General features: G+C 31.9%; 10 protein-coding genes. 6 read left to right on the top strand and 4 right to left on the bottom strand.

The features are described 5' to 3' along the window. A partial coding sequence (menD, locus tag ACOYLP_RS08055; protein ID WP_422855666.1) for a 2-succinyl-5-enolpyruvyl-6-hydroxy-3-cyclohexene-1-carboxylic-acid synthase occupies positions 1-1,154 on the bottom strand: 1,154 nt, incomplete at its 3' end. 94 nt (positions 1,155-1,248) lie between these two features. On the opposite strand from menD, the gene ACOYLP_RS08050 reads away from it, so the two are divergent. After that, a complete protein-coding gene (locus tag ACOYLP_RS08050) occupies positions 1,249-1,746 on the top strand; it encodes a GNAT family N-acetyltransferase (RefSeq protein ID WP_422855665.1) in 498 nt (165 codons plus the stop codon). Between the two features lies 1 nt (position 1,747). Here ACOYLP_RS08050 and ACOYLP_RS08045 read toward each other — a convergent pair whose 3' ends face one another. The 3 genes from ACOYLP_RS08045 to ccsA form a co-directional block, all read right to left on the bottom strand. Continuing rightward, complete coding sequence (locus tag ACOYLP_RS08045; RefSeq protein WP_422855664.1) at positions 1,748-2,122, bottom strand: hypothetical protein; 375 nt, start codon at positions 2,120-2,122, stop codon at positions 1,748-1,750. 187 nt (positions 2,123-2,309) lie between these two features. Next, positions 2,310-2,894, bottom strand: coding sequence for a glutathione peroxidase (locus tag ACOYLP_RS08040; protein WP_422855663.1), 585 nt, complete (start codon positions 2,892-2,894; stop codon positions 2,310-2,312). 97 nt (positions 2,895-2,991) lie between these two features. After that, a complete protein-coding gene (ccsA, locus tag ACOYLP_RS08035) occupies positions 2,992-6,180 on the bottom strand; it encodes a cytochrome c biogenesis protein CcsA (protein ID WP_422855662.1) in 3,189 nt (1,062 codons plus the stop codon). 164 nt (positions 6,181-6,344) lie between these two features. Here ccsA and ACOYLP_RS08030 point away from each other — a divergent pair, with 164 nt between their 5' ends. The 5 genes from ACOYLP_RS08030 to ACOYLP_RS08010 are packed head-to-tail and all read left to right on the top strand — an operon-like array spanning position 6,345 to position 10,395. Beyond that, the gene (locus tag ACOYLP_RS08030; protein ID WP_422855661.1) at positions 6,345-7,106 is read left to right on the top strand and encodes a Rossmann-like and DUF2520 domain-containing protein; all 762 of its coding nucleotides are present in this window, start codon (positions 6,345-6,347) and stop codon (positions 7,104-7,106) included. Then, complete coding sequence (locus tag ACOYLP_RS08025; protein WP_422855660.1) at positions 7,090-7,617, top strand: KdsC family phosphatase; 528 nt, start codon at positions 7,090-7,092, stop codon at positions 7,615-7,617. Before ACOYLP_RS08030 ends, ACOYLP_RS08025 begins: the two co-directional genes overlap by 17 nt. Positions 7,618-7,648: 31 nt before the next feature. Continuing rightward, the gene (locus tag ACOYLP_RS08020; RefSeq protein WP_422855659.1) at positions 7,649-8,581 is read left to right on the top strand and encodes a geranylgeranylglycerol-phosphate geranylgeranyltransferase; all 933 of its coding nucleotides are present in this window, start codon (positions 7,649-7,651) and stop codon (positions 8,579-8,581) included. Continuing rightward, entirely contained in the window at positions 8,568-9,167 is a 600-nt protein-coding gene (locus ACOYLP_RS08015; RefSeq protein ID WP_422855658.1) for a Maf-like protein, read from the top strand. Before ACOYLP_RS08020 ends, ACOYLP_RS08015 begins: the two co-directional genes overlap by 14 nt. A 16-nt stretch (positions 9,168-9,183) precedes the next feature. Continuing rightward, positions 9,184-10,395, top strand: a complete 1,212-nt coding sequence (locus tag ACOYLP_RS08010) for an AI-2E family transporter (RefSeq protein WP_422855657.1) — start codon at positions 9,184-9,186, stop codon at positions 10,393-10,395. Positions 10,396-10,530 lie beyond the last annotated feature (135 nt).

The following is a 10,530-nucleotide window of genomic DNA, read 5'->3' as shown; positions in this document are numbered from 1 at the left end:
TGTAATTGGATATCGTTTGGCAAACTTGACAATATACTTTCAAATGCTTTTAAATCGCAAAAAGGAACTTGATTGAGATACTCGAGATGTTTAATCTTTCGTTTATTTTGTATGGTATGAAAAGTGGTTTTATATTCACTTTCAATAGCTTTTACAAAAGGCAAAAATTGTTTAAAAAACTGATTCGGTGCAAGTTGAAAATGCTTAGTAAGAATACCAAATGTGTCATAAGCACGATGTTCATCAATATGCCAATGATGACTTGGTTTGTATTTTCGGAGAAATGCTTTTACTCTTTTCGAAACAATCATACCACCAAACGTAATCAGAATATTTGGTTGCAGTTCGAGAAATTCAGATGTAGAAAAAGGCGTGATTAACGTATCAATGTTATTGACAAAACTTGGATGATGCAAATTAGACGTTGTCTCAGTCATTACAACTATTGAAGTAATAACAGCTAATTGGTCTAGCCATTTTTGTTCTATCGAATTCGGAGCACATTCTCCAACCAGAATTAAAATCTTATTACTTTGATTCCATAATGTTGAAAAAGAAATGATTTCATTTACATCAATTAGCCTATTTGGAATAACCAAATCCGTTACGTTAAATTTTACAGAAAGTTTAACAGTAGTTTCATATAAAGGTTCCTCAAACGGAACGTTAATGTGTACCGGACCTCTTCGAGAAATAGCAACATTGATGGCTTCATTAATAAACAAATCATTTTGTTCGGAAGCGTCTTGAGTTAGATTAGCATTGTATAACGAATGATTTATAAAAACATTTTCCTGACGAATAGTTTGTCCATCGCCAATATCAATTTTATCAAAAGGTCTATCAGCCGAAATAACAATAAAGGGAATCTGACTGTAAAAAGCTTCGGCTAAAGCCGGATAATAATTCAACAATGCCGAACCAGAAGTACAAACCACAGCCACCGGTTTTTTGGTTTGTTGTGCAATACCCAGAGCAAAAAAAGCTGCACAACGTTCATCTGCAATACTATAACAAGTAAATTTTGGATTGTTAGTAAACCCTATTGTGAGCGGTGCATTTCTTGAACCAGGGGAAATAACAATATCTTGGACTCCTTTTGCATGGCATATTTCAATAACACTCTGTGCTAAAGGTATTTTAGGGTAAATCATTGTTGTTTTTTAATCGTAACAAAGATACAAAGTTGTGAAGCTTTTTCAATACTGTGATTTGTTTTCTTACATTTACCACTGCATATTATTTCTTATGGAAATCAAAATCAGACCTTATCAAACTCAAGATGCTGAAACTATTGTTTCCATTCTCAATTATTATATTGCCAACTCAACGGCCTTGTATGATTATGAATTGCGCACATTAGAAAAACAACAAGCGATTTTTGAAGAAAAACTAGCCAAAGGATTTCCGGTAATTGTTGCCACCATTGATGACCGTGCAGTTGGTTTTGGGTATTATAGCGAGTTTCGTTTTCGGGAAGCCTATAAATTTACTGTAGAGCATTCTGTTTATGTAATGCCAAACGAACATGGAAAAGGGATTGGTAAAGCGATACTAAAATACTTAATTAATTTAGCTAAAAAACAAAAATTGCATACCATGATTGCAGTAATTGATTTTGAGAACCAAAGTAGTGTTACTTTTCATGAACAGTTTGGGTTTACTACTGTCGGTATAATCAAAGAGAGTGGCTATAAGTTTGAACGTTGGTTGCATAGTGTGATTATGCAGCTGATACTTAAATAAACTAAATTATATCAATACCATTTTCTTCTAGAATTGCTAATAGATAACTACTTTGTCTTGGGTTATATTTTTCAATGCCACTTTGGTACCATTTAGAAATAACATCTATTTGAAATGCTGTATAATCGTTATCATTTATACTAATACCTAGCATTCCAGCCAATAAAAAATCTTCTAATACTTTATTAGTTACAATTAGTTTAGGTATGCCATGGATAATTTTACCATTCATTCTTTCGTAATCTAAACGTCCTTGATTGAAACCAAAAATATAGGCTTCCGTTTGGTTCTCTTCAACTTTTAAATATGGATTTTGTCCATTAGAAAAACCTTTTAAATAATCTTCTCTGTTTACTGGGCTAAATATGTTCTTCATAAATAGAAGTATTGTGGTATTAAAATTCTATTCAAACTTATTAAGAATACTATAGCAATAAAATAAAAATCGTTCAAAGGAATAAAAACTCTTTAAATCACAACAGCAGTGTAGTTAATCGAGAAAATAAATGCAAAAAGTCTGATGAAATTCACCAAGCTTTTTGTTGTAGAATATATGTTATTTACTATTTTCCAATAATCCAATCTACAATTTCCGAATCTGTAGGTAATACTCTTGGTGATAAAACTTTTATCAATTTGCCTTCCTCGTTAATTAAGTATTTTTGGAAATTCCACTCTACCTGACTGTCTTGTAGACCATTTTTATCTTTTTGAGTCAGGAATTTATATACTTCATGAATATCTTTCCCTTTTACAGATATTTTGCTCATCATTGGGAATGTTACACCATAATTCATTTGACAAAATTTAGCAATTTGTTCATTGCTACCTGGTTCTTGAGACCCAAAATTATTGGCAGGGAAACCAACTATGACAAAATTATGATCTTTATATTTTTTGTAAATAGCTTCCAAATCTTTGTATTGTGGGGTTAATCCACATTCTGAAGCAGTATTAACAATTAGTATCTTCTTTCCTTTAAGTGTGGAAAAGTCAAATTCTTTACCATATAAATCGGTTACTTTAAATTGATAAATGGTTTGTAATTGAACAGGTTTTTGCGTTTCCATAGCTTTAGTATTGTTTTGTGCCTGATTTTGACAACTAGATAAGATTAAGATTGTAATAAATAATAATATCTTTTTCATAAAACATTTTTGCTAAAATTAAACATAATTTGAGGAGGGACTATTGTACATTTCATAAAGTTTTTTTATTTCAAAAAGGTTTTCTTAGATCTTACCTCTATTTTCTTTTATAATACTTTCTATATTTCGGATAAGCCAAAGCTCCTATTACAGACATTCCTCCCAAAGTCATCCATATCCAACTTAATGATTTTGCTTCGCCACTTGCATACGAATGCAACCCAACCAAATGGAAATTTACGCCATAGTATGTAAATAGAATAGAAACAAAAGCATACATTGCCATTAAGTTAAAAATCCATTTATTTCGCAACGAAGGGACAAAACGAGCATGAATGACAAAAGCATAAACCATAATACTAATCAAAGCCCAAGTCTCTTTTGGATCCCAACCCCAATACCTACCCCAACTTTCATTCGCCCATTGACCACCGAGAAAGTTGCCAATGGTAAGCATTACTAATCCGACAGTCAGCGCCATTTCGTTAATAATGGTTATTTCTTTAATGTTCAATTCCATTTTGGATTTGTTTCTTTCGGTAGTGAAAAGCATTAATAATAAGGATACAAGACCTAATATCATGCCTAAAGCAAACGGTCCGTAACTCGCTACAATAACCGCTACGTGGATCATTAACCAATAGGAATTCAATACTGGTTGCAGATTCGCAATTTCAGGATCAATCCAATTGGCATAGGCAGCTGTTAATATCATTGCTGATACAAAAGCACAAGAAGCAACAGTTAATTTAGAAGTACTCTTGTAGTATATTCCAAAAAATAAAGAACCTATGAACTTAATTGAAAATGCAGGTTTGAGTTTCCATCCAAATGCTAATCCGAAGAACATGGTTGACCAAGCTACATAAACAATGGCTTCATAAGCATTACTCCATGGTGCATGACCTGAAATATACCAGCGAAATAGTAAAGCTATTGTATGAAAAGTAAATAGCAAACCTATAATAATGTGCAAACCATTAACTACAAGGGTCACTCCTTTTCTTTCTTTAAAAATACCAATAATGATAAACAAAAACATCAAAGCAGCTGCCGTCAAATACCAATAAGGTAATTTTTGCAAAACATCGTATTTGTTATACAGTATCTCATAATCTATTTTTTTATCCGATGGACGAACAGCATTTCCAAATTTCTTTTGATACGATTCGATACCATTCAAAATAGTGTTTGCCATGGTATAGTCTTTGGTTTTAGTGCCTATCATTAAAGACTCTAAGTAATAAGGTAACGCTGTTTTTATTGTATCTAAAGCAGTTCCTGTTGGAGCACTTAACTCAAGATTTGAAAGCCATTTATTATTCTTTTCATTGGGAATAGGATAAATCTTTAATATACTACCAAACAACGCGCTGTTCATAAGATTCACTTTCTTGTCTGTTTCAACAAAGTCTTTCTCAAACTGATTAGGGTTGGCTGTTTTATAGGCTGCTTCCAGATAAGGCGCTAGTTTATAATTGCCTTTGTCATCAAAGAATTTCTTAAATGCAATTAATTTTTCATTGCTATCTGCTCCCAAAATTTTACGGATACTATCATTACCTGATTTAATATAAATTAGAGGAATCTCAATCCATGCAAAAGGAAATTGCTTTATCGAAATAAAAACTTGGTCTGGATTCATTCCATTGAAATCGTTTTTATGACTCACTTTTCGCAATAATTCAGATGAAAAAGTGTTGATGGGTTTCATTCTTCCACCTTCGTCTTGAACAACTAATCGACCAAACTGCGCGGCTTGTTTTTCGGGAACTTTATAATACAAAATAGAATCAAGATAATTGATTTTACCATTCGTGTGAGGATCATGCTGTGCAAATCCATTAAAAGAAAATAGTAAAACAAACAATGTCAATAATTTTTCTTTCTTTCTTTTGACAACATCTAGTTTACGTTTTAAATCAGAAAAACGAGTGTTTTTGGTAAATAAAATTGCCATCATACAAAAGAACAAAATGAAATATCCGATGTAGGTAATTGTGGTCCCCAAAAAATCATGATTCACAGAAAGAACTGTACCTTTTTCATCAGGATCAAAAGATGCCTGAAAGAAACGATATCCTTTATGATCCAAAATGTGATTCATATATATTCGGGCATCAAATTTATTGGGAGAATCCTGGACCGTAACTTTGCTTTCAAACGAAGAGTAACTTTTCTCGGTTCCTGGATATTTCTCTGCAATAAAATCATTTAGTTTTATACTAAAAGGTAAGTTATACACTTTGCTTCCATAACTTAAAGTAAACTCCAAATTCCCAAGTTTGATAATCTTTGGCTCACCTTGCTTTCCTTTTGAACCAACTAGCGTAACTTCTTGTGCTACGCCATCTGTTTTAATAAGTAATGTAATGGCATCATCGCCATTCTTGGCTTTGAAATCACCACTTGCTTTATAAGTTTTAATTCCTTTTTTAGGCTGATCAGGAATTACAAATTGAGCACCACCAACGTTATATAAAGAACGATACATCAAAGGCTGAACAGAATCTTTGACAACTTTACCTTGTAACTTATCCGCCATTCTCATAAATTGTCCTTCGAACGGAGAAGAAATAGTATTAGTTTGTGTATCGATATTAATTGCGCCTTTTGTTGGTTTATTGACTGAAAACAAGATGTTGTGAATATCTTGAATTTCGCCAGCTTTCAACATATGTTCATGACGTGTTCCTCCACTCGATTCTACTAACTTCAAATAGACATCACCAGTTGCTGATTCTTTGATGGTTTCTTTGGCATCGAGGACAAAGTTTTTGTATTCGATTTCAAAAGGAGTTTTATCAAACTTGTCATCAATACAAAAATGATTGTTGGTAACCGGAGAAAGAAGCAATGGTTTTTCAAAAACCCTGCGCATCATTTTTCCTTCGTAAATACCATCTACAAAAACCGTTAAATAATTTTTATCTGAAAAAAACTGATTGGAGGCTGCACCTTCTCGAATTGGCATCATTCCTTCGTAACTAACATAGCGCGTAATAAATGCTCCTGAAATGATGAAAATCCATGAAAGATGTAACAACAATGTGGCCCATTTCTCTTTTTTATACAATTGGTAACGCTTAATATTTCCAATGAAATTAATCACAAAAAACAGCATAATTCCTTCAAACCACCAAGAATTATAGACTAAAATTCTTGCTGTATCGGTGTTGTATTTACTTTCGATGAATGTTCCGACAGCCATCGCGACAGCAAAACCAAGGAACAAAATAGCCATTAAACGAGAAGAGGATAAAATAGAATATATTTTCTTTTCCATAAGTTGGAATAAATTTTAAAATTTCCGAAGTTTCGGGAGCACAAAAATAATGTAAATAAATAGATATCTACTTCATTTATTTGTGGTTTTAATTCTTTTTTAAGAGTTGTGCATTTCTTTTGTTTAAACTAAAAAATGAAATTTATTTTCAATAATTTAGCCACATGATTCGAGTTTCAATTATCGGTTCCGGAAATGTTGCCCAACATCTTATTGTAGCTTTCAGTAAAACTACTGATATTGAATTAGTTCAAGTATTTGCAAGAAACGGTGCAGGTGTTGCTCACTTAATAAATCCTGATAAAATATACACTAATTTTAACGATATTATAGCAGCTGATTTATTCATAGTTGCAGTAACTGACGATGCTATTCCTGAAGTTTCTGCAGCAATTCCGTTTAGTAACGAGTTGGTGGTTCATACATCGGGAAGTGTTTCTATATCAGCTATTGATAACAAAAATCGTCAGGGTGTATTTTATCCGTTGCAAACACTTTCCAAATCAAAGGAAGTCGATTTTAAAACCATTCCTATTTGCATCGAAACAATAAATGAAAAAGACTTTCAGATTCTTGAAAAAGTTGCTAAATCTATTTCAAATACAGTATATAAAATTAATTCAGAACAACGAAAAGCTTTACACATAGCAGCAGTTTTTGTGTGTAATTTTGTCAACCATTTGTATCAGATTGGCAACGATATTTGCATTGAAAACGATTTGCCATTTGATATTTTAAAACCATTAATTCTGGAAACGGCCAATAAAATTTTGACGCTTCAACCAAATCAAGCGCAAACCGGACCGGCAAAAAGAAAGGATATACAAACCATAAATGCACATCTGAGTTTTTTATCAGATGAAAACCAAAAAGAAATTTATAAAATGCTAACAAAATCTATTATCGATAATGGAAAAAAGTTATAAAGAATTACTAAACAACATCACTACTTTCATTTTTGATGTAGACGGGGTTTTAACGGATAGTTCGGTTCATGTTACTCCTACTGGTGAAATGTTGAGAATCATGAACATTCGTGATGGTTTTGCTATGAAAGCTGCTATCGAAAGTGGTTATTCTATTTGCATTATTTCAGGAGGAGACAATGAAGGTGTTCGCATTCGATTAAAAAATTTGGGCATTACTGATATCCATTTGGCTTCGCCTGATAAATTGGCAACTTTTAAAAAATATACTGAATTGCATAACATCAATCCGGAACATGTTTTATATATGGGCGATGATATTCCCGATTATCATGTGATGCAGTTGGTTGGTTTGCCTACATGTCCGCAAGATGCTAGCCCTGAAATTAAGGCTATTTGCAAGTATATTTCACATAAAAAAGGAGGAAAAGGCGCCGTACGGGAAATTATAGAACAAGTTATGAAAGTGCAAGGAAAATGGCATATGTACTATAATGGAAAACATGATTAAAAAATTAAGAATTACGAATAATTTAATAAATATGAAATACCTAAAACTAATACGTTACCAAAACCTTCTGCTGCTTGCATTTATGCAGCTTATTTTTCGTTATGGCTTTTTGAAATTTCAAAACATATTTTTATCGTTAAATGATTGGCAATATGGATTATTGGTTTTAGCAACCGTTTTAATTGCGGCTGCTGGTTATGTTATCAATGATATTTTAGATCAGGAAACCGATTATGACAATGATAAAGCAAATGTAATTGTTGGTAAACTAATTTCTGAAAAAGCTGCTTACAATCTGTATTTTATTTTAAATATAAGTGGTGTTGGTATTGGGTATTATTTGGCCAATGTGATTCACAAGCCAAGTTTTGCCGGAGCCTTTATAATCATTTCGGCTACCTTATACATGTATGCTACAAGTTTAAAACAAATGCTTTTGGTAGGCAACATTGTTGTTGCCTTGATCCTATCGTTTAGTGTAATTATTATTGGGCTTTTTGATTTATTACCTGCTACTTATGAAGGCAATCAAACAGAAATGGGTGTTATGTTTTCGATATTAATTGACTATGCCATTTTTGCTTTTATCATTAATTTAATTCGTGAAATAGTTAAAGACATGGAAGACGTTGAGGGTGATTACAATAACGGAATGAGCACATTACCAATTGCAATTGGACTTGGAAAAACTTCAAAAACAGTGGGAGTATTGGGAATTATTGCCACATTAATCTTGCTTTGGTATATCAATAGTAATTTGATGTCGTCTAAGCTATATTATGCTGTTATATATGGGTTGATTTTTGTGGTGGCGCCAATGATTTTCTTTGTGGTTAAAGTTTGGAATGCTAAAACAAAAGAGGAATTTCGTTTTCTTAGTACCGTTTTGAAATGGATAATATTTTTTGGGATACTTTCCATTTTAGCTGTCAATTTAAACATAATGCAAAATGTTAAGGGATAAACTTAAAGGATATAAAATAATCTTGGCATCGGGTTCGCCCAGAAGACAACAATTTTTCAATGATTTAGACCTTGATTTCGAAATACGATTAAAAGACATAGAAGAAATTTATCCGAATGAGTTGCAAGGTATAGAAATTACTAACTATCTAGCCCAACTTAAATCCAATGCTTTTGAAGGAGAAATAGCTGCTAATGAGATTTTGATAACGAGTGATACCATTGTTTGGCTTAATAGCAAGGCTTTAGGAAAACCCAAAGATTATGATGATGCCTTTGCTATTTTGAAATCATTATCTAATGAAACACATGAAGTTATTACTTCGGTTTGTTTTAAAACCATTAATAAAACGGAAACTATCTTTGATGTAACCAAAGTAACTTTTAATCAACTTTCGGACGAAGCTATTCATTATTATCTTGAGTATTATAAACCATTTGACCAGGCCGGAGCATATGGAATTCAAGAATGGATTGGTTTAGTTGGTATTACCAAAATTGATGGGTCATACACCAATGTTGTTGGATTGCCAACAGAAAAAGTATACCTTTATTTAAGTCATTTCAATGCAATGAATAAAGATTAATTAACTTTAAAATATCATGTCTGAAACAGCAAAACACCCTTTTTTTATAAGACTTGCAGCCATACTTCTATGTCTGATTGGGCTATTTGTGATTTTGTACTTTGGAGGAGATATTATTTTTCCAATACTGCTTTCGTTACTGTTTGCCATTATTTTGCGTCCAATAGTTACTTTCTTAATAAAAAGATTGCGTTTCCCATATTTTATTGCTGTCGTTTTTGCTATTGTTTTTTTTATAGTAATTTTTCTTGGAGTATTTTATTTTATTTCGCTTCAGATTACTGATATGGTTAATGATTGGGGGAAAATTAAAAGTAATTTTTACTTTCATTTAGAATATTTTCAACAATTGATTAAAGATAACTTACATTTAAGCAATATTGAACAAAAAGAAATAATTGGCAATGCTGCAAAAAATAGCCTAAAATCTGGTAATCAAATTGTTGGCATTACCATAAATTCTTTCAGCGATATAGTTTTAAATCTTATATTAATTCCGATTTACACATTTCTGTTTTTGTTGTATCAAAATCATTTTATTGCATTTTTAACCAAATTATACAAACCTCAAAATCATAAAAAACTGCGAGAAATTTTATTTGAAATGAAAACTGCTGTTCAAAGTTATGTGGTTGGATTAATTTTTGAAATGATTGCCGTTTCCTTTCTAACGTCAATTGGTTTATATTTAATAGGTGTTGAATATTTCATTTTACTGGGAATCATAACCGGAATTTTAAACTTGATACCATATATAGGAATACTATTCGCCGGAGTACTAAGTATTGTTGTTTCGCTTTCTGGCTCTACAGATTTATCTATAGCACTAGGTGTAATAGTTGTTAACCTAATTGTTCAAGTTATAGACAATAACATTTTAATTCCGATGCTTGTTAATTCAAAAGTTCAAATTAATGCATTTGCGTCCATCATAGGTATTATCATAGGCAATGTATTAGGCGGTATTACAGGAATGTTTCTTGCAATTCCTATCATTGCCATTATTAAAGTAATTTTTGACCGAATAGATCATCTCGAACCATGGGGTTATTTGTTGGGTGATGATGTGCCTAAAACATATGAATGGCACAATATAAAATTGCCACATTATAATTACCAAACCACATCAACAACAATAGATTTCGATACTGATTTTACGCCACCTATTCAATCCGAAGACAGTGCTAAAAATGAGGAAAATAGTTCGAAAGAAACTTTTGATAAATAGTTTTTATTAAAGTATTATTAAACAAAAAAATCATGACATTTTTTTATAGTTTCACCAAAGAAGTTATTGCTACCGGAGCTATTATTGCAGTTGCTTTATTTCTAAGAATAGTAACTGCAAAATTTATTCGTCGTT

Origin of the sequence: Flavobacterium sp. (genome assembly GCF_049318325.1) — a bacterium.
GTDB lineage: Bacteria > Bacteroidota > Bacteroidia > Flavobacteriales > Flavobacteriaceae > Flavobacterium.
The sequence above is the reverse complement of the archived record's forward strand: the minus strand, read 5'-3'. Positions and strand labels throughout refer to the sequence as shown.

What these genes read in the sequence shown, in the direction of transcription:
- ACOYLP_RS08050 (WP_422855665.1), top strand. Translation starts at nt 1,249, where the DNA reads ATGGAAATCAAAATCAGACCTTATCAAACTCAAGATGCTGAAACTATT.
- ACOYLP_RS08045 (WP_422855664.1), bottom strand. Translation starts at nt 2,122, where the DNA reads ATGAAGAACATATTTAGCCCAGTAAACAGAGAAGATTATTTAAAAGGT.
- ACOYLP_RS08040 (WP_422855663.1), bottom strand. Translation starts at nt 2,894, where the DNA reads ATGAAAAAGATATTATTATTTATTACAATCTTAATCTTATCTAGTTGT.
- ccsA (WP_422855662.1), bottom strand. Translation starts at nt 6,180, where the DNA reads ATGGAAAAGAAAATATATTCTATTTTATCCTCTTCTCGTTTAATGGCT.
- ACOYLP_RS08030 (WP_422855661.1), top strand. Translation starts at nt 6,345, where the DNA reads ATGATTCGAGTTTCAATTATCGGTTCCGGAAATGTTGCCCAACATCTT.
- ACOYLP_RS08025 (WP_422855660.1), top strand. Translation starts at nt 7,090, where the DNA reads ATGGAAAAAAGTTATAAAGAATTACTAAACAACATCACTACTTTCATT.
- ACOYLP_RS08020 (WP_422855659.1), top strand. Translation starts at nt 7,649, where the DNA reads ATGAAATACCTAAAACTAATACGTTACCAAAACCTTCTGCTGCTTGCA.
- ACOYLP_RS08015 (WP_422855658.1), top strand. Translation starts at nt 8,568, where the DNA reads ATGTTAAGGGATAAACTTAAAGGATATAAAATAATCTTGGCATCGGGT.
- ACOYLP_RS08010 (WP_422855657.1), top strand. Translation starts at nt 9,184, where the DNA reads ATGTCTGAAACAGCAAAACACCCTTTTTTTATAAGACTTGCAGCCATA.